The sequence below is a fragment of the Streptomyces sp. NPDC005262 genome (assembly GCF_042872425.1).
Taxonomy (GTDB): Bacteria; Actinomycetota; Actinomycetes; order Streptomycetales; family Streptomycetaceae; genus Streptomyces.
Genome location: NZ_JBIAKK010000004.1, coordinates 269,675 through 293,650 on the forward strand (window position 1 = coordinate 269,675; position 23,976 = coordinate 293,650).

Here is a 23,976-nt window from a genome sequence, read left to right on the forward strand (position 1 = left end):
TCTTCCGTGCGCGACCGCAGTGAGCACTTCGGCGCCGCACGGACACGGCCGTGTCATTCAGCGGAAACAGGTTCTCCCTAATTTCTGTCATCCGACAGGAATGCGGCTCCGGCCGCTGCGCCGCAAGGGGCCGCCATGTCCGCGAAGCCGCACGCCATCCCGCCGTCCGTCCCCGAACTGACCGGTGTCTGGCACCGTTCGCTGCTCGTCGACGCGGACGGGCGCCGGGACACCACCACTTCGGTGACCTGGCTGCAGGGCCCTGCCCGGTACGCAGATCTGCGGCAGCCCGCGAACCACCCCCGCCACCCCGGCGTCACCTCCCTGTCCTGCCTCCCCTTCGAGGATCTTCTGGCACTCACCCGTCAGGAGGCCTTCGCAGGGCGGCTGCGGCAGCGCTCCGACGTGTTCCACTGGACCCGCACCCTCGATTTCGGGCCCGCCGGACTCCCGGACGCCGGGCGGCTGCGCCGTGAGGGCTCCGTGCTCGTCGAGACGGGCGTGCACGTCGCGTACCTCGAACACTGGCGCCCGGTGCGCAGCGCCGGACCGTCCGCCGCCGTCGAGCTGTTCGATCCGGAGAGCGGCTGCACGGGGCTGCTGGTCCGGGCCGGCGACCGGTTCGCCCTGGTGCGCGACCGCGCCGAACCGCTGCCCGCCGATGCCTCGCCGGCCGAACTGGTACGCGGCGCAGCCGACATCGGCCGGGCCCGTGCCCTCCTCGACTTCGAGCTCTCCCTCGGGCGGATCGAACACTGCCGGTGGACCGTCGAGCGCTCGACGCTGCCCCACCGTGTGGGTGCCGAGACGGCCCCGGCCCTCGACGGCTGCGCGGGACTGGTGGTGAACGACGTGCGGCCCGACGGGACCCCGTACACCCGGGCCTTCGAGGTCACCGCCGCCGAGGGACTTCTCGCCGCCCTCCACTCCACCGGAACCACTGCCCTCGCCGCATCCGCGCCCGCCCCGGAAGGCATCCGTTGACGTCCCCGACCTCCTTCACCGAGCTCCCGGTCGTGGACATCACAGCCCTGCGCATCGGCCGCCGCCCCGATGAACGCGCCGACGCGGTGGCCGAGTTGGGGCGCGCCGCCCGCGAGACCGGCTTCCTCTACCTCTCGGGTCACGGAATCGACCCCGCTCTCTTCGACCGGCTCCTCGATGCCGCGAAGGCGTTCTTCGCCCAGCCCGCCGAGGAGAAGATGGCCTGCTGGATCGGGAAGTCGTCCAACCACCGCGGTTACGTCCCCGAGGGCGAGGAAGTCTTCGCCGGCGCCACCGCCGACCGCAAGGAGGCCTTCGACCTCTCCCTCGAACTCCCCGACGTCACCGGTCCGTTGCTCGGACCCAACCAGTGGCCGGCACTGTCCGGGTTCCGTGAGCCGGTCACCGCCTGGTACGACGCCGTCCTCGCCCTGGGCCACACCCTGTTCGGGGGTTTCGCCGAGGCGCTCGGTCTGCAACGGGACGCGTTCGCCCCGTATCTCACCCGGCCCACCAGCCAGCTCCGGCTCATCCACTACCCGTACGACCCGACGGCGGAGGACCGTCCCGGCATCGGCGCCCACACCGACTACGAATGCTTCACCCTGCTGCGCCCCACCGCCCCCGGCCTGGAGGTGATGAACGGCGCCGGCGAGTGGATCGACGCACCGCCGCTCGACGACTGCTTCGTCGTCAACACCGGTGATCTGCTGGAGCTCTGGACCAACGGCGAGTTCGCCGCCACCTCCCACCGGGTCCGCAAGGTCACCGAGGAGCGCTACTCCTTCCCGCTGTTCTGCACAGTCGACTACGACACCCCCATCGCCCCGCTGCCTGCCTTCACCGGTCCCGGCAGACCCGCGCGCACCGGTGTCATCGCCGGCGAGCACCTCTACGCGCAGACCATCCAGACCTTCGGCTATCTCGGGCGGCGGACGGCCGACGGCAAGACGACGCTGCCGGAGGGCGCCCTGCCCCTCTCCTCGTTCGGCCAGGAAGCACGCCACGCCCCTCGTTCCTGAACTCCCTCCCTCCCCTTCCCCGTCCCTGAGAGCAGGTGCTGCCATGTCCGTCACCGCCCCCACCGACGTACTCCCCGATCCACCCGTCCCCGCAGAACCCGGCTCCCCCCTGCAGGAGTTCGGGTACCGTCAGGAGCTCCACCGCAGCCTCGGCCGCTACGCCTCGTTCGCCGCGGGCTTCTCGTTCATCTCGGTGCTGACGACGGTCTTCCAGTTCTTCGCCGTCGGCTACTCCTTCGGCGGCCCGGTCTTCTTCTGGGCGTGGCCCGCGGTGCTGACCGGCCAGCTGCTGGTCGCCGCCTGCTTCGCCGAACTCGCCGCCCGCTACCCGATATCGGGCGCGATCTATCAGTGGTCGTCGCGGCTGTCCAACCCGACCTTCGGCTGGTTCGCGGGCTGGATCATGGTCATCGGCCAGATCGTGGTGGTCGCCGCGGCCGCACTGGCCCTGCAGATGGTGATGCCGCCCATCTGGCCGGGGTTCCAGCTGATCGGCGGCGACCCCGCGCCGTTGTCCCCGACGGGTGCCATGAACGCGGCACTGCTCGGCACCGTCCTGCTGGTCCTCACCACGCTGGTGAACATCCTCGACAACCGCGTGATGTCGGTCGTCAACCGGGTCGGTGTCACCGCCGAGATCATCGGCGCCGTGCTGATCGTGGTGCTGCTCCTCACCCACTCGGAACGCACCCCTTCCGTCACCTTCCATACCGGTGGCGCCGGGACGGGGGTGTTCGGCGCGCTGCTGGTGGGTTCGTTCACGGCCGCGTACGTCATGATCGGCTTCGACAGCGCGGGCGAGATGAGCGAGGAGACCCGCGACCCGCGCCGTACCGCGCCTCGTACCGTCCTCTCCGCCCTGGGCGCTGCCGGTCTGCTCGGCGGACTGCTGGTGCTGGGCGGGCTGCTGGCGGCACCCAGCCTGACCGACGGTCATCTCGCGGTCGACGGCATGAGTTACGTGCTGACCAGCAGCCTCGGCGACGGAGTCGGCCGGGTGCTCCTGGTCGACGTGGTGATCGCCATCGCGGTGGCGACGCTCGCCGTACAGACGGCGGCCTGCCGCATGCTGTTCTCGATGGCCCGCGACGGCCGGCTGCCTTGCTCGGCCCTGCTGTCGAAGGTGAACGCGCGTACCGGTATGCCGACCGCTCCGGCAGTCGTCGTGGGTGTGCTCTCGGCGGTCCTGCTGCTGCTCAACTTCGCGTCGCCCGACGCCTTCCTGGCGATCGGCACCACCTGCATCGTGATGCTTTACCTCGCGTACTCGATGGTGACGGGTCCGCTGCTGGTCCGCCGGCTGCGCGGTACGTTCGCCGCACGGACGGACGCCGTGGACGAGCAGGGCCGGCCGCTGTTCTCGCTGGGCCGCTGGGGCATTGCCGTCAACGCGCTCGCGCTGCTGTACGGGCTGGTGATGACCGTCAATCTGGCCTGGCCGCGGGCCGCGGTATACGACCCTGCGGGCGGGCACTGGTACTTCCAGTGGTTCACGGTCCTGTTCCTTGCCGCGACGGTCCTGATGGGCGCGGCGTACCAGGTGTACCGGAGCAGGTCGGTCTCCCGAAGGGCTGTCCCGTAATCCCTGGTGGATCGGCGCGCGGCGTCGGATGCGGTGCATCGCCAGGCGGAGGGGCGTCCTCATACTGGACGTTCGGGCGTTCCGACAACGCAGCGAGGTGCCGTAGCTGTCGTCGTGCGCCCGCCAGGGATTGCGGGACAGCTCTTAGGCTGAGTCCATGGACCAGGGGAGCAGGCAGGACCGGGTGGTGGGCGCCGTCGTCGGATCGGCGGTCGGTGACGCGCTCGGGGCGCCGTTCGAGTTCGGTCCGGCGGGTGTGTACACGACCCGGTTCCCGGAGGGTGCCGGCGCGATGTGCGGGGGCGGCGGCTGGGATCCGGGCGAGGCGACGGACGACACCCAGATGGCTGTCCTGGTCGGTGAGTCCCTGCTGGAGCGGGACGGGCTCGACCTCGCCGACATGTTCGGCAGGTTCCGGCAGTGGGCGGCGGGCGAGCCGAAGGACATCGGGCTGCAGACCGAGTACGTACTGACGAGCGGCGACCCCTGGGACGTGGCCGCCGCACTCCACTTCCAGGTCGAGGGGCGGGCGGCGGGCAACGGCTCGCTGATGCGGGCGGCGACCTCCGCCGTGTACTTCGCGCGGGCCGACGGCCCGGAGCCGGCGGCGCGGGCGGCAACAATGCACGCCGCCCGCCGGATCGCGGCACTGACGCACGGCGACCGGGCCGCCTGGGAGGGCACCGCCGTCCTCCATGACCTGATCCGGGTGGCACTGAACGGCGACGACCCGCTCACCGCCCTCCCGGGCGCGCTGGCCGCCGTATCCGACGATCAGCGCGAACGCTGGGCGTCGGTCCTCGCCCCCGACTGGCACCCAGGCCTGGCGACGGAGTTCAACGGGGCGGTGTGGCCGTGCCTGGGCACCGCGGTCTGGGTGCTGCGTACGACACGTACCTTCGAGGCCGCGCTGGCGGCCGCCATCGACGTGGGCGGGGACACCGACACGGTCGCGGCCGTGACCGGCGGCCTGGCCGGGGCGGTGCACGGGAGGAGTGCGATCCCGTCGCGCTGGACGGAGCCGCTGCATGTACCGCTGCCGGGGTTCGGGGACCGGGTCCTGAGAACGGCGCAGCTGACGGCCCTGGCCCGTCGCCTGGATTCGCACAGTTCCTGAGGGCTGTCCCGTCATCCTTGGCGGGCGCACGACGACGGCCACGGCACCTCGCTGCGTTCTCGGAACGCCCCAGTACGACCGCTATGAGGACGCCCCTCGCCTGGCGATGCACCGCAACCGACGCCGCGCGCTGATTCACCACGGATTACGGGACAGCCCTTATGGGCGAAACATGCACATAAGGCCCAGATAAGCGCAGAATGGTGGGAAGAGGCGCCTACCGCACGTCACCCTCACACCCCGCGGTCGGGCCTGCAGGATCGAAGGAGACGACTCTCATGTCCAACGTCTCACACACCCGCGCTGACATAGCCAGTCACCCGGATGTTTCCGAAATGCGGGAACGCTACGCCCGCATGCTCGGCGGTCGCGATGTGGCACTCGTGGACGGACCGGTGTTCCTCGTCGGTCTCTACTGCGCCATCTCGCCCTGGGTGCTCCACTTCACCGCGAGCCAGCCCACACTCGTGCAGCACAACCTGATCATGGGGATCGCGATCGCGGTGCTGGGACTCGGGTTCACCGTGATGCCGGCCCGGATGTACGGCCTGAGCTGGGCCATCTGTGCCATGGGTATCTGGATGATCCTGTCGCCGTGGATCGTCGGCAGCAGCCCCGACATGGGCGTCATCCTCAACAACGTCATCATCGGCGGTCTGGCTCTGGTGCTCGGGCTCGTATGCGTCGGTGCCTCGATGAAGAGCAGTCGGACCTAGCACCTGCCCGGCGGATCGCCGCCGGGCCGGACGGAGGACGGAAAGCCGTCGGCCGGTCCGCACCGAGCGGGCCGGCCGAGGCGTGCCCCGCCCGCACCCCGCATGCCTGCGGGCGCCCGGCCGGCCGACGCGTGGCCGGCCGGCCTCGATGCCACACACCCCCTGGCCAAGCGGGCAGGCCCGTCAGTCGGGCCGCGCCCCCACAATTCGCGTCCCCACAATTCTCAACGCCGCATCCGCCGTCGCCGCCGCGAACGCGGCTGCCGACCGTTCCGGCCCCGAGCGGCGGACCAGGATCACGCCCTCGATGAGGCCGAAGACCAGATCGGTACGGAGCGCCAGTTCCCCCTCGTCCAGCGCCGCCCCTGCCCGGGTCGCCGCCAGCAGCTTCCCGTACGCCCCTTTCAGCTCGTCCCGCACCCGGTGGAAGCCGGCGAACCGCTCGGCCCGCACCTCGGGCAGTACGTAGAGGGCGCCCAGGTTGTACGGGCCGCCGCACAGCAGCGCCACGTCGGAGCGACACAGCTCCCACAGCCGGTTCTCGGCGGCTGTCGCATCGTCGGCGAGCAGCTTCCCGGCCAGCGCCAACGACGGAGTGACCGTGGATTCCAGGAGCTCCGCCAGGAGGTCCTCCTTGCCCGCGACGTAGTGGTACATCGTCGCCTGCCGCATGCCGGCCCGTTCCGCGACGGCCCGGGTGGTGGTCGCGGCGTACCCGCGGGTGGTGAACAGTTCGGCGGCGGCGGTCAGCAGTTCTTCGCGCGCGGACAGTCCGCTGTCCGCGCGCTGCTGGGCGCGCGGCCGGCCGACCCGTCTCCCGGTGGTGGACATGGGTCGATCGTCGCACATCGGTGCCCGCCCCGATCTTGGTGAGCACTCGGTAACTCCCGTGCAACGGACGGGCAATGGCCCCGACTCGCCCGCGTCCTAATTTCTGTCACGCGACAGAAATGCGTGACGGAAATGCACCGACAAGGGTGCGCGACAGCAGTGCGCGATCGACCCAGTCACGTCGAGCCGGAGGGTCCAGCCATGGCGACAGCGACGACACACGGAGCCCGGGACCACGCCCGCGCCCAGCACGGCACCCGTACCGGAACGATGCCGGTGGTACCCGCGAGCGACTGGCCCGCGGCCGTGCCCGGCACGCCGGTCTGGGCCGAGACCGTGGCAGGGGGCAACTACACCCACCGGGTACTCGCCCGCGGCACCGAGCTCCGGCTCACCGATCTCGCGGGCGACGCCTGCGCCCATCTGCTGCTGTACGTGGACGGGCGTCCTTGGGAGCGGCTCAACACCGCGGACACCGTCAAGGTCCAGTGGAACGCCTACCTCGGCGCCGACCGGCTGCTCCTCTCCGACCAGGGGCGGGTCCTCGCCTCGGTGGTCGCCGACGGCTCGGGCCGGCACGACGCCCTGTGCGGCACGTCGACCCTCGTACGCAACACCGAGCGGTACGGGGACGGCGCCCCGCAGTCGCCGTCCCCGGCCGGCCGGGAGCTGCTGAAGCTCGCTGCCGCGAAGAACGGACTCGGCCCGCGCGATCTGCCCCCCTCGCTCTCCTTCTTCCAGGGTGTCGAGGTACGGGAGGACGGCGCCCTGGACTTCACCGGCTCCGCCGGACCGGGCGCGTCGGTGACGCTCCGCGCCGAGCAAGCCCTGACCGTGCTCATCGCCAACGTCCCGCATCCGCTGGACCCGCGCCCCGACTACGTCTGCACCCCGCTGGAGGTGCTGGCCTGGCGCGCCCGCCCGACTGCGCCCGGGGACCAGCTCTGGGACGCCACACCGGAGGGCCGCCGGGCCTTCCTCAACACGCTCGACTTCCTCACCGCCAGGGGGCTCGCATGACCGTCGCCACCACTGTCACCGGCACCGTCCGCAGCTCGGAGGTGATCCCCGCGCGAGCCGCCTGGTCCGCCGTCGTCCACGCCGGCGAACAACTCACTCTGACCGATCTGCACGGCAACCAGGCCGTGGACTTCCTGGTGTACGACGCCCAGGACACCGCCGTCCGTTACAGCGCCCCGGACACCGTCCACGCGCAGGGCAGCATCTTCCTCACCACCGGCAGCGTGCTGCTGTCCGACGAGCACACCCCGCTGATGACGGTCACCGAGGACACCTGCGGCCGCCACGACACGGTCGGCGGCGCCTGCTCCAAGGAGTCCAACACCCTGCGCTACGGACACCACACCTGGTCGCAGCACGCCTGTGTGGACAACTTCCTCGTGGAGGGCGCCCGGTACGGGCTCGGCAAGCGCGATCTGGTCTCCAACATCAACTGGTACATGAACGTCCCCGTGGAGAAGGACGGCACGCTCGGCATCGTCGACGGCATCTCCGCCCCCGGTCTGCGGGTCACCCTGCGAGCCGAACGGGACGTCCTGGTCCTGGTCTCCAACTGCCCGCAGATCAACAACCCCTGCAACGGTTTCGACCCGACGGCCGTCGAAGCCACCATCAGCGAGGCCACCCCATGACGAACTTCGACACACTGCTGGTGGCCAACCGGGGCGAGATCGCGGTACGGATCATCCGCACCGCTCACCGCCTCGGTCTCCGTACGGTCGCGGTCTTCTCCGATCCCGACCGCTCGGCGCCCCATGTCCGCCTCGCCGACACGGCGGTACGGCTGGGTCCCGCGCCCGCCAAGGAGTCGTACCTCGACGCCGACCTGGTGCTGAAGGCCGCCAAGGACACCGGGGCAGGGGCCATCCACCCCGGCTACGGCTTCCTCTCCGAGGACGCCGGGTTCGCCCGGCGCTGCGAGGACGCGGGGATCGTCTTCGTCGGCCCGACCGCCGAGCAGCTGGAGCTGTTCGGAGCGAAGCACACCGCTCGCGCGGCAGCCGAGGCCGCGGGCGTACCGCTCGCCCCCGGCACCGGGCTGCTCCCCGATCTGCCGTCGGCGGTGGCCGCGGCCGGCCGCATCGGCTATCCCGTGATGCTCAAGGCGACCGGCGGTGGCGGCGGTATCGGCATGTCGGCATGTCGATCCGCCGACGAACTCGTCGACGCCTGGGAGCGGGTGCAGCGGGTCGCCGCCGCGTCCTTCTCCTCCGCCGGTGTCTTCCTCGAACGCCTCGTGGAGGACGCCCGCCATGTCGAGGTGCAGGTCTTCGGCGACGGCCGGGGCCGGGTGGTGACCTTCGGCGACCGCGACTGCTCCCTCCAGCGCCGCAACCAGAAGGTCCTGGAGGAGGCCCCCGCCCCGGGGCTGCCGCCGCACGTCCGTGAACAACTGACCGCGTCCGCGCAGGATCTGTGCGGTGCGGTCGGCTACCGCTCGGCGGGCACGGTGGAGTTCGTCTACGACGCGGCGCGCGCGGAGGCGTACTTCCTGGAGGTCAACACCCGCCTCCAGGTCGAACACCCGGTCACCGAGGAGATCTACGGCGTCGACCTCGTCGAGTGGATGCTGCGCCTCGCCCAGGGCGACACGGATGTCGTACGCGAACCGGATGCGCCGCGCGGCCATGCCGTCGAGGCCCGGGTCTACGCCGAGGACCCGACCCGCGACCACCGCCCCGGCGCGGGCCTGCTGACCCGGGTCGCGTTCCCCGAGGGAGTCCGTGTCGACACCTGGGTCGAGACGGGGACGGAGGTGACGACGTCGTACGACCCGATGCTGGCGAAGGTCGTCGCGTACGGCACCGACCGCGACGAGGCCCTCGCCCGGCTGGACGCCGCACTCGCCGCCACCCGGATCGACGGCATCGAGACCAACCTCGGACTGGTACGGGCCGCTCTGGCCGACGACCGGGTCCGCACCGCCGCGCACTCCACGGCCACGCTCGCCACCGTCGGCGACCCGACGCCGCGCATCGAGGTGATCTCCGGCGGCACCCTCACCACGGTGCAGGACTGGCCCGGCCGCACGGGGTACTGGCAGGTCGGCGTCCCGCCGTCGGGCCCGATGGACGACCTGTCGTTCCGCCTCGGCAACACCGCGCTCGGCAATGACGCGGGCGCACCCGGCCTGGAATGCACGCTTCAGGGCCCGGCCCTGCGGTTCACCCACCCGACCACGGTCTGTGTCACGGGCGCGCCCGCCCCCGTGACGGTCGACGGCGAACCGGTCGCGCTGTGGGAACCCGTCACCGTCCCTGCGGGCGCCACACTCTCGGTCGGCGCACCCGACGGACACGGTCTGCGTACGTACGTCCTCTTCGCCGGCGGCGGCCTGGACGTGCCCGGCTTCCTGGGCAGCGCGGCGACCTTCACCCTCGGCGGCTTCGGCGGACACGGCGGCCGGGCCCTGCGCACGGGCGATGTCCTGCACGGCGGCACGGTGCGCACCCCGAGCGCCCCCGTACCGGACGCCGACCGTCCGCGCATCGGTGGCAGCTGGCACATCGGCGCGGCCGAAGGCCCGCACGCCGCACCGGAATTCTTCACCGCGGAGGACATCCACGACTTCTACGCCGCCGACTGGAAGGTCCACTTCAACTCGGCCCGCACCGGTGTCCGCCTGGTCGGCCCCAAACCGCGCTGGGCCCGCTCCGACGGCGGCGAGGCCGGACTCCACCCCTCGAACATCCACGACACGCCGTACTCCGTGGGCGCCGTCGACTACACGGGAGACATGCCCGTGCTGCTCGGCCCCGACGGGCCGTCGCTGGGCGGCTTCGTCTGCCCGGCGACCGTGGTGACGGGCGAGCGGTGGAAGCTGGGCCAGCTGCGGCCCGGCGACACGGTCCGCTTCACACCGGTGACGATCGCCGGCGAGCGGCGCCCGGACATCGTCGACGGCGGCATCCTGTACCGGAGCGACGACGTCACGTACCGCCGCAGCGGCGACGACAACGTGCTGGTCGAGTACGGCCCGATGCAGCTGGACCTGGCCCTGCGGATGCGGGTGCACGCCCTGATGGAGGCGCTGACCGCGGCGGCCGTACCCGGCATCACCGGACTCACACCCGGCATCCGCTCGCTCCAGATCCAGACGGATCCGGAGCTCCTCCCCCAGCACCGGCTCCTGGCACTCCTCCACGCCACCGAGGCGTCGCTCCCGCCGACGGACGCTCTGACCGTGCCGTCGCGGACCGTGCATCTGCCGCTGTCCTGGGACGATCCGGCGACCCGTGAGGCCATCGCCCGCTACATGGCCGGGGTACGCGACGACGCCCCCTGGTGCCCGTGGAACATCGAGTTCATCCGCCGGGTGAACGGCCTGGACTCGGTCGACGACGTGTACCGCACGGTCTTCGACGCCGAGTATCTGGTGCTGGGCCTCGGCGACGTCTATCTGGGCGCGCCGGTCGCGACCCCGCTCGACCCCCGGCACCGCCTGGTCACCACCAAGTACAACCCGGCCCGCACCTGGACGGCCGAGAACTCGGTCGGCATCGGCGGCGCCTATCTCTGCGTCTACGGGATGGAGGGGCCGGGCGGTTACCAGTTCGTCGGGCGCACCACCCAGGTGTGGTCGGGGTGGCAGCAGCGCGGCGCTTTCGAACCCGGCTCACCGTGGCTGCTGAGGTTCTTCGACCGGATCAAGTGGTACCCGGTGGAGGCGGACGAACTCCTGGAGCTCCGCGCGGACATCGCGTCCGGCCGGTTCGTACCGCGGATCGAGGAGGGCGAGTTCTCCCTGGCGCGGTACGAGAAGTTCCTGGCCGACAACGCCGACTCGATCGCCGGTTTCCGCACCCGTCAGGGCGCCGCCTTCGCGGCGGAACGGGATGCCTGGGAGGCGGCCGGGGAGTTCGCACGGGCGGAGGCCGCCACGGAACCGGCGTCACCGGCCGCCGAAGTGACGGTGCCGTCGGGCGGCCGGCTGTTGGAGGCCGAGTTCGCGGCGTCGGTCTGGCGGCTGAACGTCGCCGCGGGCGACACGGTGACGGCGGGTCAGCCTCTTCTCGCACTGGAGGCTATGAAGATGGAGTCCCGGGTCCACGCCCCGGCGGACGGCGTCGTCGTGGAGATCCTCACCCGGCCGGGCGCCCAGGTGGAACCGGGCACGGCACTGCTGGTCCTGGCCCCGCCCCCCACGAACTGAGGAGCACACATGACCACGCCCACACCCGTGCTGGCCCGGGTTCGCGCCGCCCATGCCCGGATCGAGGCCGTCGACCGCCCGGAGATCTGGATCGACCTGCGCCCGCTGCCCGAGGTGGAGGCCGAGGCCGGAACTCTCGACGCCCGCGTGGCCGCGGGGGAACATCTCCCCCTCGCCGGCCGCTTGCTGGCCGTCAAGGGCAACATCGACGTCGCCGGCCTGCCCACCACCGCGGGCTGCCCGTCGTACGCGTACGAACCGACAGCCGACGCCCCGGCCGTGGCCCGCCTCCGTGCGGCCGGAGCCCTGGTGATCGGCACGACCAACCTCGACCAGTTCGCGACGGGGCTGGTCGGCACCCGCTCCCCCTACGGAGCGGTCCGCCACGCCCATGACCCGTCCCTGATCAGCGGAGGCTCCAGCTCCGGATCCGCGGTCGCCGTCGCGCTCGGCATCGCCGACCTGTCGCTCGGCACCGACACCGCGGGCTCCGGCCGGATCCCGGCCGCGTTCAACGGGATCGTGGGCCTGAAGCCGACCCGCGGCCTGGTCCCGACGGAGGGTGTGGTCCCGGCCTGCGCAAGCCTGGACTGTGTCACCGTCTTCGCCCGTACGCTCCCCGAGGCCGAGCAGGCGCTCGCCCTGATGAGCACGGCCGCGCCGCAGTCCGCGCCCGCCCGGACACCGGGTCCCTGGCGGATCGCGGTCCCGGCGACCGGGCAGCTGGGCGAGCTGGACCCCGGCTGGGCGGAGGCGTACGAGGCAGCGGCCGGCCGCCTCCGCGCGGCGGGCGCGCACCTGCAACCGGTGGACCTGGCCCCCTTCCTCGAAGCGGCCGCCCTGCTGTACGAGGGAGCGTTCGTGGCCGAGCGCTACACGGCGGTCGGCGCATTCATCGACACAGCCCCCGCCGCCGATCTCGACCCCACCGTCGCCCACATCATCACGGCGGCCCGGGACGTCCCGGCACACCGTCTGTTCGCCGACCGGGACCGACTGGCGGTTCTGCGCGAAGCCGCCATGACGGCCCTCTCCGACGCCGACGCCCTGCTCCTGCCCACCGCCCCGGGTCACCCCGCGCCGGCGGAGGTGGCCGCGGACCCACTGGGCGCCAACGCACGGCTGGGCCGGTTCACCAACTCCACCAACCTGTTCGACCTGTGCGCGGTGGCCGCCCCGGCAGGCGACGTGGCCGGACGCCCCTTCGGCGTGATGCTGATCGGTCCGGCCCACACGGATGAACGCCTGGCCCGCATCACCGCGCTGCTGACCCCGCCCGCCAGGCTCGTCGTCGCAGGCGCTCATCTGACGGGCCAGCCCCTGAATCCTCAACTTCTCGCCGTGGGTGCCCAGTTGCTCCGTACGACGACCACAGCCCCCGTGTACCGCCTGCACGCCCTGCGCACCGAGCCGCCCAAGCCCGGCCTGGAACGGGTCGGCGAAGGCGGCGCCGCGATCGAGGTGGAGGTGTGGGAACTGCCCCCTGAGGGTCTGGGCCGCCTCACCTCGGAGCTCCCGTCCCCCATGGCGCTGGGCCGGGTGGAACTCTCGGACGGCACAACCGCCCCCGGTTTCCTGTGCGAGCCCTACGCCCTGCGCAACGCGACGGACATCACGGTGCACGGCGGCTGGCGCGCCTACCTCGGCCGCTGACCGGGAGCACGGTCGGCGCGGTCCTGTCCGCCGGCCCCCGGCCCTCACCCCCGGGACCGGCGGCCCGATCCGCCCGGCCCCGCCCTGTCGCCGCCGAGGGCTGAGGGCCGGGGCAGAGGCCCCGTCACCCCACCGAGCTGTAAGCCACGACCCCCCGCAGCACCGCATCCATCGCCTTACGCGCATTGCGAGCCACGGAGCTGTCCCCGCCCCCCGGTGCCGCGGCAGCGATCTGCCCCAGCACATCGATCACCTGCTTGCACCACCGCACGAAGTCCCCTGCCGGCATCTCCGCCTCGCGCAGCACCTCGTCCAGCGTCCGCCCCGACGCCCACATGTAGACCGCCCAGGCGAACCCGAGATCGGGCTCCCGCTGCCCGACCCCCTCCGCCTGGTTGATCTTGAAGTCCTCCTCCAGCGCGTCGAGCCGCCCCCAGATATGGACCATCTCGGCCATCGCCGTCTTCGCCGGCCCGGACGGCAGCTTCGGCGCCACCGCGTCGTCCGCCTGCCGCGCCTCGTACACCAGCGCCGACACACACGCGGCGAGCTCCGCCGGGTTCAGGTCTTCCCACACCCCGGCCCGCAGGCACTCGCTCGCCAGCAGGTCCAGCTCGCCGTACAGCCGGGCCAGCCGCCGCCCGTGCTCGGTGACCTCGTTGCCCCGCAGGTAGTCCAGCTCGGTGAGGAGCGCGACGATCCGGTCGAAGGTGCGGGCAATCGTGTTCGTCCGCCCCTCGATCCGCCGCTCCAGCTGCTTCGTGTCCCGCTGCAGGCGGTGGTACCGCTCCGCCCACCGCGCATGGTCCTCGCGCTCGGCGCACCCATGGCAGGGGTGGGCCCGCAACTCGGCCCGGTAGCGGGCGATTTGCTGGTCGTCGGCGGCCTCGGCCCGGCCCCTGCGGTGCCGCTCCGGCACGATGTGCCCCGCCTTCGTCCGCAGCGCCGAGGCCAGATCGCGCCTGGACTGCGGCGACCGCGGGTTGAACGACTTGGGCACCCGCATCCGCTCCACGGCCTCGACCGGCACGGGGAAGTCGATCGCGGCGAGCCGCTTGACCTGCCGCTCGGAGGTCAGCACCAACGGCCGTGGCCCGTCGTAGTATTCGAGCCCCCGGTGACCGTTGACCCGCCCGGCCGGCAGCCCCGGGTCCAGCACCAGCGCCAGCCCGGCGAACTTCCCGGTCGGAACGTGGATGACGTCGCCCGGCTTCAGCTTCTCCAGGGACGCCGCAGCCGCCGCCCGACGCTGCGACGCACCGTGCTTGGCGAGCTCCGTCTCCCGCTCCTTGAGGTCGCGGCGCAGTCGCGCGTACTCCTCGAAGTCACCGAGGTGGCAGGTCATGCCCTCGCGGTAACCCGCCAGGCCCTCCTCGTTCTTCTGCACCTGCCGGGAGATCCCGACGACCGACCGGTCGGCCTGGAACTGTGCGAACGAGGTCTCCAGCAGCTCGCGCGACCGGTGCCGCCCGAACTGGTGCACCAGGTTGACGGCCATGTTGTACGAGGGCCGGAAGCTGGACCGCAGCGGATAGGTGCGCGTACCCGCGAGTCCGGCCAGCGCTCCCGGGTCCATGCCGCGCTGCCACAGCACCACCGCATGGCCCTCGACATCGATCCCGCGTCGCCCGGCACGACCGGTCAGCTGGGTGTACTCGCCGGGGGTGATGTCCGCGTGCTGCTCGCCGTTCCACTTGACGAGCTTCTCCAACACCACGGAGCGCGCGGGCATGTTAATGCCGAGGGCGAGGGTCTCCGTCGCGAAGACCGCCTTGACCAGCCCGCGTACGAACAGCTCCTCGACGACCTCCTTGAAGGTCGGCAGCATGCCCGCGTGGTGCGCGGCGATACCCCGCTCCAGCCCTTCGAGCCATTCGTAGTAGCCGAGGACATGGAGGTCCTCGCCGGGGATGGACGCGGTCCGCTCCTCGACGATCTCCCGCACCAGCCGGCGCCTGCCCTCGTCGTTGAGCCGCAGTCCGGCCTGCAGACACTGCTGCACGGCGGCCTCGCAGCCGGCCCGGCTGAAGATGAACGTGATCGCGGGCAGCAGCCCTTCCGCGTCCAGCCGGTCGATGACCTCGGGCCTGGACGGGGTCCAGATCCGGCTGCGCTGGCGCCGCTCGCGTTCGCGGTCCGCCTCGCGCACCATCTTTCCGCGCCGGCGCTCGCGCGGGTTGTACCCGCGCTGGTTCTCCATGCGGGCGAGCCGGACGAGGTCGGGGTTGACCTCTCGGCGGCCGGCGCCACGGCCGCCGTGGTCGGTCTCCTCCTCGAAGAGGTCGTACATCCGGCGGCCGGCCAGCACGTGCTGCCAGAGCGGCACGGGCCGGCTCTCGGCGACGATCACTTCGGTGTCGCCGCGGACGGTGTCCAGCCAGTCGCCGAACTCCTCGGCGTTGGACACGGTCGCCGACAGCGACACCAGCGTCACCGAATCCGGCAGATGAATGATCACTTCCTCCCACACCGCGCCACGGAAGCGGTCGGAGAGGTAGTGCACCTCGTCCATCACGACATGTCCGAGGCCGCGGAGCGCCTGCGAGCCCGCGTACAGCATGTTCCGCAGCACCTCGGTGGTCATGACGACCACCGGGGCATCGGCGTTGACGCTGTTGTCGCCGGTCAGCAGGCCGACCTTGTCCGCGCCGTAGCGCTTGACCAGATCGGCGTACTTCTGGTTCGACAGGGCCTTGATGGGCGTGGTGTAGAAGCACTTGCGGCCCTGACGGAGCGCGAGATGCACGGCGAACTCGCCGACGATCGTCTTGCCCGACCCGGTCGGGGCGGCGACCAGCACCCCCTTGCCCGCTTCCAGGGCCTTGCATGCCTCTATCTGGAACGGGTCCAGATCGAACTCGTACATCTCGCGGAAGGGCGCGAGTGCCGTGGCCTGCTCGGCGGCGCGGATCCGGAATGCCTGGTATCGCTCAGCTGGTGAGAGGTCCTCTGTCATCTTGCTTACGAGCGTACCCGTCACCTCTGACAGTCAGCGCGATCTTTATTTCACTGCACAAGAACCCTGACCGCTGCCGGCACGCACGTGGCGGTGAGCGGCAGCGCACCGAGCGGTTCGCCGTCCGCGTAGGCGGTGACGGAGGCGGCGGCCAGCTCGATCGACGAGACCCGGTGCACGGTGACCGCGGGGTGGTCGAGGTGCGTGCCCCGGTAGACCCGGGGGAACACCTTGAGCAGCGTCGTGCGGCTGCAGTCGCCGACGACGGTCACGTCGAAGAGCCCGTCGTCCATGACGGCGTCCGCACAGATCCGCATGCCCCCGCCGTAGGTGGAGCCGTTGCCGACCGCGATGAGTGTCGCCTCGATCTCCTGGACCGGCCCCCCGTCGAGCCTGATGCGGTACGGGATCGTCCGGAACGCGGCGAGTTCGGCGAGGATCGCGAGGTCGTACTTGAACCGTCCGCCGACCCAGCGCATCCGGTTGCCCCGGTCGTTGACCCGGGAGTCGAAGCCGGAGGCGAGCACGGACCCGAACCACCGGTCGCCGACCCGGCCGAGGTCGATGTCCCTGATCGCCCCGCCCTTGAGCGCCTCGGCGGCCAGCCGCCCCGCGGCGGCCGGGTCCCGTATCGGCAGACCGAGGGCGCGGGCGAAGTCGTTGCCGGTACCGACGGCGATCACACCGAGCGGCGTCATGGTCCCGGCCACGGCCTGGAGGGCGAGGGACATCATGCCGTCCCCACCCACGGCTATCAGTGCGCCGGTCCCGCCGTCGACCGCCTCACGGGCCCGCCGCAGCGCGTCGTCGGCGTCCTCGCCCAGGACCGTACGTACGGAGAATCCGGCGTCCCGCAATGCCGAAGCGGCCGGCTGCGCGGCGTGCGCGCCCCGGCCGCGTCCTGCGGTGGGATTGACGAAAAGGGTGATCTCGCTGGTCACCCGGGGGACCTTACAAGGTCAGGTGATGTCGTCGTAACCGTTCACCCGGTCACGGTCCGGCCCCGACTGCGCCGGCAGCGAACCGACGGACGAGACCGGTTCGATCTCACCGACGTCCTCAGGGGTGAGGTCCAGCTCCGACGCCTCGTCATCGGCGGGGCCCTCCGCCGCACGCTGTGCCTTGCGGCGGTCGTTGAGGAGGGAGAGCGCCGTCGCGCAGAAGTACAGGACCCAGATCGGCCCGGCGAGCGCCAGCATGGTCAGCGGGTCCGTACTGGGCGTCGCCAGTGCGGCGAAGACCGTGATGCCCATGATCATGCCGCGCCACCAGCCAAGCATCCGCTTGCCCGTGATGACGCCGCCGAGGTTCAGCATGACGAGCAGCAGGGGCAGCTCGAAGGAGAGCCCGAAGACCACCACCATGCGCGTGATCAGGTCCAGCAGGTCATCGAGCGGCAGCTGGTTGTCCAGACCGGCCGGCGAGAAGTCCAGAAGTACCTTGGCCATCGTGGGCAGCGTCTTGTACGCGAAGAAGCCACCGGCGAGGAAGAGCGGGAAGCCCGCGCCGACGAAGGCCAGCGAGTACTTCTTCTCGTGCCTGTGCAGTCCCGGGGCGATGAACGCCCAGAGCTGGTAGAGCCAGATCGGCGACGAAAGGACGACGCCTGCCATCAGGGAGACCTTGAGCGCAAGGGTGAACGGGGTCAGCAGGCCGTTCAGGACGATGCGCGCACAGGTGCCGTCCTCTTTCTTGGCGAGTTCGGCGAAGCTCGAATCGCAACCGACCGCCTTCAGCACCGGGTCGGTGAAGAACTCGATGATCCCCTTGTAGAAGAACGCGGCGACGATCGTGACGACGACGATCGCCAGGAGAGCCTTCGCCAGCCGGTTGCGCAGCTCACGCAGGTGCTCCACCAAGGGCATGCGGCCCTCGGGGTCCGTCTCCTGTTTGCGGGCAGACTTGAGCAACCCACGTCCTCATCTCGTGCAGCAGGCCGTCACCGATCACGGCGCCTGCGTCGGCCCGGTTGTCAGCGGTTGGTCGAGTCGGTCGGCTCGGCGACCGGTCGCGAACTCGTCACATCGCCGGGCGCGGCCTTGATCGTGCGCGGGGCCGCCTGGTCCTGAGCGGGGTCGTGCGGCGGGTCGGCGGGAGTGGCCGACGGGTTGCCCTCCGACTTCATGGCCTTGGCCTCGCTCTTGAGGATGCGGGCCGACTTGCCGAGCGAGCGAGCCATGTCAGGAAGCTTCTTCGCGCCGAACAGCAGAACAATGACGACGAGGATCAGGATGATCTCGGGAGCGCCGAGCCTTCCGAACATATGCGTGTACCTTCTCACCGAGGCAGCAGGGGTGGGGCTGATCGAACGTCGGACAGACGTCCGATCTTCGTACTGTCAGCGATCGTATCCCGCAGGAGTAAACGCAGGGCAATACCCATGCATCCTTGCGATTACGGCCCATGCCTCGCTCTCAGGGCCGCCAGTGCAGCGTACCCCCCGAACCTGAGAAACTGGAGGCCGCGCCCTCCCCGATCGACCGGCCCGACCCGAAGGACCTGGCCTATCGCAGGGATTCACCGGTGGCTGCGAGATCCGTGGCGGCCCGTTCGAGATCCTCGGCCGCCCGGTTGATGCGCTGAGTGGTGCGGGTGACCTGGTGCCCCAGGCGCTGGGCCTCGACGAAGACCTTGACGGCCAGCACGCCGAGGACGGCGATGCCGAGGAACCCCAGGGCGATGGCGAGCATGGGCCAGAACATGCGCAGAGCCTCGATATGTCTAGGTGGGCCGATGTCCGGAGTGCTACAGCCCGGCGTGGAGGCGGAGCGTCCGTACGCCGCCGCCGGTCAGGAGCTCAATGATCCGCTCCCCGGCGGGCTTGCGGACGGCTGCTCCGCACTCCGGGCAGGTGAAGGTGTAGAACGTGGTACGGCGGCTGGCGCCGATGGCGAGGCGCAGGGCGCCCGCCGCGAGCTCGAAGCGCCCGCGACAGTCCGGGCAGGCCGCCTTGAACCGTACGGACTCGGGTACCACCACGGTCGAGATACCCGACACCACAAACATATTGCCCATATCTCCTCAGGTATCCACTCAGGCCGGGCCGTCATAGGCGGCCAGCGCCGCCCGAGCCGCCTGCCGCGCACTCTGCGCCAGCTCCTGCGGGGCGACGATGTGCCCCTCCCCGCCGAGCCGCAGCGCCAGCCTGCGCAGCGAGGCCGGATCGGGGGTGCGCAACGTGATCCGCAGTCCGCCGTCGGCCAGTTCCTCCGCGCTGTCGTGCGGGTAGTACTCGGCGACCCAGCGGCCACCTGGCCCCACCTCGATCACGACCTCGGGATCCTCGGCCGCCGGCTGCACCAGCCCCTCGGAGAGATCCCGCAGTTCCAGCTCCGGGGGTGCGGACGGCTCGTCCAGCAGCCGGATCTCGGCGACCCGGTCCAGCCGGAACGTGCGCCGGTCCTCGGAGAGCCGGCACCAGGCCTCCATGTACGTGTGCCCCACTGCGAACAGCCGGATCGGGTCCACCTCGCGCTCGGTGAGCTCGTCGCGCGCGGGTGAGTAGTACCGCAGCCACAGCCTGCGCCGCTCGGAGATCGCCCGGTCGACATCGGCGAAGACGCCGCCCTCCGACTCGAAGGTGACCGAGAGGCGGGAGCTCGCCGCCGCCGCCTCGCCGGCCGCCGTCTCCAGCTTGGCGGTGGCCCGCAGCAGCGCCTGCCGGTCGCTCTCCCGCAGCCCCGGCAGCGTGGCCACGGCGCGCGCGGCGACCAGCAGAGCCGTCGCCTCGTCGGCCGCGAGCCGCAGCGGCTCGGCGACGTCGTCCGGGTTGTGCCACCAGATCCGGTCGCCGTCGGTGTCGATGTCCAGCAGATCGCCGCCGCGGAAGCTCGTCCCGCACATGGGGAGCACATCGAGGTCCGAGATCAGCTCGTCCTCGGTGATCCCGAAAGCACGGGCCACGTCCTGCACGTGGGCGCCGGGTCGCTCCCGGAGATACGTCACCAGGGACAGCAACCGGCGCGTCTGGTCGATCGCGTTCGTCGCCATGAATACGGTCCCCTCAGTCCTTGGCCACGGCGCGCAGCCGGTCCACCACATCGGCCCGCAGGTCCGCGGGTTCCTGCACGACGACGTCCGGGCCGAACTCGACGAGCCAGGCGTCCAGACCGTGCCCGTACGGGATCTCCAACTCGTCCCAGCCGTCTCCGAGTTCCCGCACGGATATCGCACGCGACCGCAGCGGGTAACCGGAACCCGACCGCAGCCTGATCAGCGCGGTCCGGGTCGCCGTCTCCCCGGCCCAGCTCTCGACGGTCTCCCGGACGGTCACCACATCGGGCACCTCGGCGGTGAAGGCCCCGGCCCGCGAGCGGACCCGGCCGGTGATCCTGGACAGCCGGAACACCCGCTCGGCGCCACGGCCCCGGTCCCAGCCCGCCAGATACCAGTGCCCGCGCCAGCACTCCAGTGTCCAGGGCTCGACCTGGCGCTGCTCGGGCCGGGCGGCGTTGGCCTTGCGGTAGTCGAAGGTGACCGGACGGCGGTCGCGGCACGCCAGCATCAACGGCTCGAATGCGGTCTCATGCACCGGAATGCGGGGTTCGAGTGCACTGTGAACCTCGTACGCGTCCTCGGCCTCCGGCATCCCCGCGGCCCGCAGCTTCTGCAGCGCCCCACTGGCCGCACCGGCGAGCCGGGCCTGCTGCCAGACCTTCGCGGCCAGACCGAGTGCCGCGGCCTCCTCGGCGTCCAGCGTGATCGGCGGCAGCCGGTTGCTGTCCCGGCGGGCCAGATAACCGGTGTCGCCGTCCAGGTTCTCCACGGTCTCGATGACCAGACCGAGCTCGCGCAGATCGTCCTTGTCGCGCTCGAACATCCGGTTGAAGGCATCGTCGGAGCCCGCTTCGAGGTACGCCTCGATGGACCCGCGCAGCTCGCGCTTGCTGAGCGGGCGCCGGGTCCCCAGCAGGCACAGCGCCAGGTTCATCAGCCGCTCGGCCTTGGCAATGGCCATCGACGCCCCTTTTCTACTTGCTCTACGACGATCGACCGTACCGCTCCCGGGTGTCCGGACGAAAGCGAGGGCCCACACCGGACGGAACGAGGGCCCGTGCAGTCGAGCACGGGCCCTCGTGATGCGTCCGGGGACGGATGTCAGACGGCGACCAGGTCGCAGACGAAGATCAGCGTCTCGCCCGGGGCGATACGGCCGCCGGCGCCGCGGTCACCGTAGGCAAGGTGCGCGGGGATGGTCAGCTGGCGACGGCCGCCGACCTTCATGCCCTGCACGCCCTGGTCCCAGCCGGAGATGACCTGACCGACACCCAGCTGGAACTGCAGCGGGGTGCCGCGGTTCCAGGAGGCGTCGAACTCCTCGCCGGTGGAGAAGGCCACGCCCACGTAGTGGACCTTGACCATGTCGCCGGCCTTGGCGACCGCGCCGTCGCCCTCCCAGATGTCCTTGATCTCCAGGTCGGCCGGCGGCTCGCCACCCGGGAAGTCGATCTCGGGCTTCTCGATGCTCACTGAACTGCTCCTCCAAATGATGAACTGGACAACCGGGACAGTCTTACATCTTCGCCAGCAGGTCCACGGCGAACACCAGGGTGGAATTGGCGGGGATGGACTGCTGCGCCTTGTCGCCGAACGCCTGGTCCGGCGGGATGACCAGCAGGACACGGCTGCCGATCTTCTTGCCGATCAGACCGTTCTTCAGGCCCTTGAGCGTGACCTGGGCCAGCGGGAAGGTCTGGGTCTTGCCCTGGGCGTAGGTGCTGTCGAACGTCTTTCCGTCCTTCCACAGCAGGCCCACGTAGTTCACGACGACGCTGTCGGTCTCCTTGATGACGTCGCCGTCGGACTCCAGGACGTAGTTGGAGACCAGCTTCTTCGGCGGGTCGGTCTTCTCCGGGATCTTGACCGACGGCGCCTTGCCGTCGGTGTTGGTGCCCACCTTCGGCAGGTCGACGTTGTCCTGGGCGACCGCGGTGCCCTTGGCGGACGTCGGGATCTGCGTGGCCTTCAGGATGTCCACGACGAAGACGAGAGTGGCGTTCGGCTTGATGTCGCCCTGGCCCTGTGCGCCGTAACCGAGGTCCGGCGGAATGACCAGCTCGACGCGGCTGCCGACCTTCTGGCCGACGAGGCCCTGGTCCCAGCCCTTGATGACCATGCCCGCACCGAGCGTCAGATCGAAGGGCTGCTTGCGGTCGAAACTGTTGTCGAACGGCTTGGTGGAGTCCCACGCCTGTCCGAGGTAGTTGACCTGGATCGCGTCGCCGTTCTTGAGCTTCGCGCCATCACCCTCACTGATGACCTGCGTCTTCAGCTCCTTGGGCGGATCGCCCTGTCCCTTGGACAAGGTGGGCTTCTCGCCGAACTTCGCCCCCGCGGTGATCGCGGGGAATCCGTTCTTCGAGGCGGAGTCGGAGCCCTTGCCGTCGCCACCGCACGCCGCCGTCAACAGCAGCAGGGGGACAACGAGAAGGGCGGCAAGTCGGCGCACTGGTTCCTCAGATCTCAGACGACACAGATGGTTGAGTCCCCGACACTCTAGGGCGTGCACAGGGCCCCGTACGAGGACGTACGGGGCCCGAGTCGCACAAGTGCCGAGGCGCGTCCTGCGCCGGCTCACATACCCGCGATCAGCTTCTCCACTCGGTCGTCCACCGAACGGAACGGGTCCTTGCACAACACCGTGCGCTGCGCCTGGTCGTTGAGCTTGAGATGGACCCAGTCGACGGTGAAGTCCCGCCGCTGCTCCTGCGCCCTTCGGATGAAGTCGCCGCGCAGCCGCGCCCGGGTGGTCTGCGGGGGCACCGATTTACCCTCGAAGATCTTCAGGTCGTTGCAGATACGGGCGGCCTGCCCCTTCCGCTCCAGCAGGTAGTACAGCCCGCGCCGACGGTGGATGTCGTGGTACGCCAGATCTATCTGGGCGACCCGCGGATGCGACATGGTCATGTTGTGCTTGGCCCGGTACCGCTCGATGAGCTTGTACTTCATCACCCAGTCGATCTCGGTGTCGATCCGGTCGAGGTCCTCGGCCTCGATCGCGTCGAGCGTGCGGCCCCACAGCTCCAGGACCTGGGCGACGGTGCCGGTGCGGATGCCGCGGCGATCGACGAAGTCCGCGGCCTTCTCGTAGTACTCGCGCTGCACCTCGATGGCCGACGCCTCACGGCCGCTGGCGAGGCGGACCTTGCGCTGCCCCGTGATGTCGTGGCTGACCTCGCGGATCGCCCGGATCGGGTTCTCCAGTGTCAGATCGCGCATCACCGTGCCCGCTTCGATCATCCGGAGCACCAGGTCCGTCGCGCCGACCTTGAGCAGCATCGTCGTCTCGGACATGTTCGAGTCGCCGACGATGACATGGAGGCGGCGGTACCGCTCCGCGTCGGCGTGCGGTTCGTCACGCGTGTTGATGATCGGACGGGAGCGCGTCGTCGCGGAACTGACGCCCTCCCAGATGTGCTCGGCACGTTGGCTGACGCAGTAGACCGCGCCGCGCGGGGTCTGCAGCACCTTGCCCGCTCCGCAGAGCAGCTGCCTCGTGACGAGGAAGGGAATGAGGATGTCCGCGAGCCGGGAGAATTCTCCGTGCCGTGCCACGAGGTAGTTCTCGTGACACCCGTAGGAGTTTCCCGCCGAATCGGTGTTGTTCTTGAAGAGATAGACGTCGCCCGCGATTCCCTCCTCGTGCAGGCGGCGTTCGGCGTCGACGAGCAGGCCTTCGAGAATGCGCTCGCCTGCCTTGTCGTGGGTGACCAGCTCGGTCAGATTGTCGCATTCGGGGGTTGCATATTCCGGATGCGATCCCACGTCGAGGTAGAGGCGGGCGCCGTTCCGCAGAAAGACATTGCTGCTGCGGCCCCATGACACAACACGGCGGAAGAGGTAGCGCGCCACTTCGTCAGGAGACAGTCGGCGCTGTCCCCTGAACGTGCACGTGACGCCGTACTCGTTCTCCAGCCCGAAAATGCGGCGGTCCATGACTGAA

At 70.5% G+C, this 23,976-nt stretch carries 21 protein-coding genes; 9 read left to right on the forward strand and 12 right to left on the reverse strand.

Annotation, left to right across the window (positions count from 1 at the left end; translation table 11 throughout):
* The first annotated feature begins 135 nt into the window (after window positions 1-135).
* The 5 genes from ACFYP5_RS14375 to ACFYP5_RS14395 all read left to right on the forward strand — a co-directional run bounded on the left by ACFYP5_RS14375 (window position 136) and on the right by ACFYP5_RS14395 (window position 5,421).
* Entirely contained in the window at window positions 136-984 is an 849-nt protein-coding gene (locus ACFYP5_RS14375) for a hypothetical protein (RefSeq protein WP_389034964.1), read from the forward strand.
* On the forward strand, window positions 981-2,006 hold the full coding sequence (locus tag ACFYP5_RS14380) for an isopenicillin N synthase family dioxygenase (protein ID WP_389034966.1): 1,026 nt from the start codon (window positions 981-983) through the stop codon (window positions 2,004-2,006). The genes ACFYP5_RS14375 and ACFYP5_RS14380 overlap by 4 nt, the downstream gene beginning before the upstream one ends.
* 43 nt (window positions 2,007-2,049) lie before the next feature.
* Entirely contained in the window at window positions 2,050-3,588 is a 1,539-nt protein-coding gene (locus tag ACFYP5_RS14385) for an amino acid permease (protein ID WP_389034969.1), read from the forward strand.
* 157 nt (window positions 3,589-3,745) lie between these two features.
* On the forward strand, window positions 3,746-4,705 hold the full coding sequence (locus ACFYP5_RS14390) for an ADP-ribosylglycohydrolase family protein (protein WP_389034971.1): 960 nt from the start codon (window positions 3,746-3,748) through the stop codon (window positions 4,703-4,705).
* A gap of 278 nt (window positions 4,706-4,983) precedes the next feature.
* The gene (locus tag ACFYP5_RS14395) at window positions 4,984-5,421 is read left to right on the forward strand and encodes an SPW repeat protein (protein ID WP_389034974.1); all 438 of its coding nucleotides are present in this window, start codon (window positions 4,984-4,986) and stop codon (window positions 5,419-5,421) included.
* A gap of 183 nt (window positions 5,422-5,604) precedes the next feature.
* Here ACFYP5_RS14395 and ACFYP5_RS14400 read toward each other — a convergent pair whose 3' ends face one another.
* Window positions 5,605-6,252: a TetR/AcrR family transcriptional regulator gene (locus ACFYP5_RS14400; RefSeq protein ID WP_389034976.1), complete on the reverse strand. Its 648-nt coding sequence runs from the start codon at window positions 6,250-6,252 to the stop codon at window positions 5,605-5,607.
* 201 nt (window positions 6,253-6,453) lie between these two features.
* On the opposite strand from ACFYP5_RS14400, the gene ACFYP5_RS14405 reads away from it, so the two are divergent.
* The 4 genes from ACFYP5_RS14405 to atzF are packed head-to-tail and all read left to right on the forward strand — an operon-like array spanning window position 6,454 to window position 13,078.
* Window positions 6,454-7,272 carry an urea amidolyase associated protein UAAP1 gene (locus ACFYP5_RS14405; RefSeq protein ID WP_389034978.1) on the forward strand — a complete coding sequence of 273 codons (819 nt, stop codon included), beginning with the start codon at window positions 6,454-6,456 and terminating at the stop codon, window positions 7,270-7,272.
* Entirely contained in the window at window positions 7,269-7,904 is a 636-nt protein-coding gene (locus ACFYP5_RS14410) for an urea amidolyase associated protein UAAP2 (protein WP_389034980.1), read from the forward strand. Before ACFYP5_RS14405 ends, ACFYP5_RS14410 begins: the two co-directional genes overlap by 4 nt.
* Window positions 7,901-11,425 carry a 5-oxoprolinase/urea amidolyase family protein gene (locus tag ACFYP5_RS14415; RefSeq protein WP_389034982.1) on the forward strand — a complete coding sequence of 1,175 codons (3,525 nt, stop codon included), beginning with the start codon at window positions 7,901-7,903 and terminating at the stop codon, window positions 11,423-11,425. The genes ACFYP5_RS14410 and ACFYP5_RS14415 overlap by 4 nt, the downstream gene beginning before the upstream one ends.
* A 9-nt stretch (window positions 11,426-11,434) precedes the next feature.
* Window positions 11,435-13,078: an allophanate hydrolase gene (gene atzF / locus ACFYP5_RS14420; RefSeq protein WP_389034985.1), complete on the forward strand. Its 1,644-nt coding sequence runs from the start codon at window positions 11,435-11,437 to the stop codon at window positions 13,076-13,078.
* Window positions 13,079-13,202: 124 nt separating this feature from the next.
* Here the strand turns inward: atzF and ACFYP5_RS14425 are convergent, their stop codons facing one another.
* From ACFYP5_RS14425 to pafA, 11 genes are all read right to left on the reverse strand, one after another.
* A complete protein-coding gene (locus ACFYP5_RS14425) occupies window positions 13,203-16,034 on the reverse strand; it encodes a DEAD/DEAH box helicase (RefSeq protein ID WP_389034988.1) in 2,832 nt (943 codons plus the stop codon).
* Window positions 16,035-16,084: 50 nt separating this feature from the next.
* Window positions 16,085-16,975 (reverse strand): diacylglycerol kinase, encoded by an 891-nt coding sequence (locus ACFYP5_RS14430; RefSeq protein WP_389034991.1) that lies wholly within the window; start codon window positions 16,973-16,975, stop codon window positions 16,085-16,087.
* A gap of 18 nt (window positions 16,976-16,993) precedes the next feature.
* Window positions 16,994-17,944 (reverse strand): twin-arginine translocase subunit TatC, encoded by a 951-nt coding sequence (tatC, locus tag ACFYP5_RS14435; RefSeq protein ID WP_389034993.1) that lies wholly within the window; start codon window positions 17,942-17,944, stop codon window positions 16,994-16,996.
* 62 nt (window positions 17,945-18,006) lie between these two features.
* Window positions 18,007-18,297 carry a Sec-independent protein translocase subunit TatA gene (gene tatA / locus ACFYP5_RS14440; protein ID WP_030918467.1) on the reverse strand — a complete coding sequence of 97 codons (291 nt, stop codon included), beginning with the start codon at window positions 18,295-18,297 and terminating at the stop codon, window positions 18,007-18,009.
* A gap of 241 nt (window positions 18,298-18,538) precedes the next feature.
* Entirely contained in the window at window positions 18,539-18,736 is a 198-nt protein-coding gene (locus ACFYP5_RS14445; RefSeq protein ID WP_030918463.1) for a hypothetical protein, read from the reverse strand.
* A 43-nt stretch (window positions 18,737-18,779) separates the two neighbouring features.
* A complete protein-coding gene (locus tag ACFYP5_RS14450; protein ID WP_389034996.1) occupies window positions 18,780-19,049 on the reverse strand; it encodes a hypothetical protein in 270 nt (89 codons plus the stop codon).
* A gap of 18 nt (window positions 19,050-19,067) precedes the next feature.
* Window positions 19,068-20,024 (reverse strand): helix-turn-helix transcriptional regulator, encoded by a 957-nt coding sequence (locus ACFYP5_RS14455; RefSeq protein WP_389034999.1) that lies wholly within the window; start codon window positions 20,022-20,024, stop codon window positions 19,068-19,070.
* Window positions 20,025-20,037: 13 nt separating this feature from the next.
* Window positions 20,038-20,991, reverse strand: coding sequence for a helix-turn-helix transcriptional regulator (locus tag ACFYP5_RS14460; protein ID WP_389035001.1), 954 nt, complete (start codon window positions 20,989-20,991; stop codon window positions 20,038-20,040).
* A gap of 140 nt (window positions 20,992-21,131) precedes the next feature.
* On the reverse strand, window positions 21,132-21,503 hold the full coding sequence (locus ACFYP5_RS14465; RefSeq protein ID WP_266987638.1) for an FKBP-type peptidyl-prolyl cis-trans isomerase: 372 nt from the start codon (window positions 21,501-21,503) through the stop codon (window positions 21,132-21,134).
* 43 nt (window positions 21,504-21,546) lie between these two features.
* Window positions 21,547-22,482, reverse strand: coding sequence for an FKBP-type peptidyl-prolyl cis-trans isomerase (locus tag ACFYP5_RS14470; protein WP_389035005.1), 936 nt, complete (start codon window positions 22,480-22,482; stop codon window positions 21,547-21,549).
* Window positions 22,483-22,607: 125 nt separating this feature from the next.
* Window positions 22,608-23,969 (reverse strand): Pup--protein ligase, encoded by a 1,362-nt coding sequence (gene pafA, locus ACFYP5_RS14475; RefSeq protein ID WP_313936447.1) that lies wholly within the window; start codon window positions 23,967-23,969, stop codon window positions 22,608-22,610.
* Between the last annotated feature and the right edge of the window lie 7 nt (window positions 23,970-23,976).

What these genes read in the sequence shown, in the direction of transcription:
- atzF (WP_389034985.1), top strand. Translation starts at nt 11,435, where the DNA reads ATGACCACGCCCACACCCGTGCTGGCCCGGGTTCGCGCCGCCCATGCC.
- ACFYP5_RS14415 (WP_389034982.1), top strand. Translation starts at nt 7,901, where the DNA reads ATGACGAACTTCGACACACTGCTGGTGGCCAACCGGGGCGAGATCGCG.
- pafA (WP_313936447.1), bottom strand. Translation starts at nt 23,969, where the DNA reads ATGGACCGCCGCATTTTCGGGCTGGAGAACGAGTACGGCGTCACGTGC.
- ACFYP5_RS14460 (WP_389035001.1), bottom strand. Translation starts at nt 20,991, where the DNA reads ATGGCCATTGCCAAGGCCGAGCGGCTGATGAACCTGGCGCTGTGCCTG.
- ACFYP5_RS14410 (WP_389034980.1), top strand. Translation starts at nt 7,269, where the DNA reads ATGACCGTCGCCACCACTGTCACCGGCACCGTCCGCAGCTCGGAGGTG.
- tatA (WP_030918467.1), bottom strand. Translation starts at nt 18,297, where the DNA reads ATGTTCGGAAGGCTCGGCGCTCCCGAGATCATCCTGATCCTCGTCGTC.
- ACFYP5_RS14425 (WP_389034988.1), bottom strand. Translation starts at nt 16,034, where the DNA reads ATGACAGAGGACCTCTCACCAGCTGAGCGATACCAGGCATTCCGGATC.
- ACFYP5_RS14405 (WP_389034978.1), top strand. Translation starts at nt 6,454, where the DNA reads ATGGCGACAGCGACGACACACGGAGCCCGGGACCACGCCCGCGCCCAG.
- ACFYP5_RS14385 (WP_389034969.1), top strand. Translation starts at nt 2,050, where the DNA reads ATGTCCGTCACCGCCCCCACCGACGTACTCCCCGATCCACCCGTCCCC.
- ACFYP5_RS14400 (WP_389034976.1), bottom strand. Translation starts at nt 6,252, where the DNA reads ATGTCCACCACCGGGAGACGGGTCGGCCGGCCGCGCGCCCAGCAGCGC.
- ACFYP5_RS14450 (WP_389034996.1), bottom strand. Translation starts at nt 19,049, where the DNA reads ATGGGCAATATGTTTGTGGTGTCGGGTATCTCGACCGTGGTGGTACCC.
- ACFYP5_RS14390 (WP_389034971.1), top strand. Translation starts at nt 3,746, where the DNA reads ATGGACCAGGGGAGCAGGCAGGACCGGGTGGTGGGCGCCGTCGTCGGA.
- ACFYP5_RS14375 (WP_389034964.1), top strand. Translation starts at nt 136, where the DNA reads ATGTCCGCGAAGCCGCACGCCATCCCGCCGTCCGTCCCCGAACTGACC.
- ACFYP5_RS14455 (WP_389034999.1), bottom strand. Translation starts at nt 20,024, where the DNA reads ATGGCGACGAACGCGATCGACCAGACGCGCCGGTTGCTGTCCCTGGTG.
- ACFYP5_RS14445 (WP_030918463.1), bottom strand. Translation starts at nt 18,736, where the DNA reads ATGTTCTGGCCCATGCTCGCCATCGCCCTGGGGTTCCTCGGCATCGCC.
- ACFYP5_RS14395 (WP_389034974.1), top strand. Translation starts at nt 4,984, where the DNA reads ATGTCCAACGTCTCACACACCCGCGCTGACATAGCCAGTCACCCGGAT.